This is a genomic window from Klebsiella sp. K47 (assembly GCF_051858335.1).
Taxonomy (GTDB): Bacteria; Pseudomonadota; Gammaproteobacteria; order Enterobacterales; family Enterobacteriaceae; genus Klebsiella; species Klebsiella pneumoniae.
This window is the reverse complement of the sequence record NZ_JBPYUI010000568.1, coordinates 1-211: the sequence shown is the minus strand read 5'-3', so window position 1 is coordinate 211 and position 211 is coordinate 1. Positions and strand designations below refer to the sequence as shown.

Genomic DNA, 211 nt, shown 5'->3' with positions numbered 1-211 from the left:
AAGATGCGTCGTGCGCAAGAGCGCATGGCTCAAGGCCGTCCGTATGCCGAAAATATGCACCGTGTAATTGCTCACTTGGTTCAAGCGAATCCTGAATACAAACACCGTTATATGGTTGAACGCCCTGTAAAGCGCGTTGGCTATATCATTGTGTCTTCAGATCGCGGCCTTGCTGGTGGTTTGAACATTAACTTGTTCAAAAAAGTGGTTA

Annotated in this window: 1 protein-coding gene; it reads left to right on the top strand. The window is 46.9% G+C overall.

The features are described from left to right. On the top strand, positions 1-211 hold a 211-nt coding region (locus tag RRF55_RS29245), incomplete at both ends, for a F0F1 ATP synthase subunit gamma (RefSeq protein ID WP_439419490.1).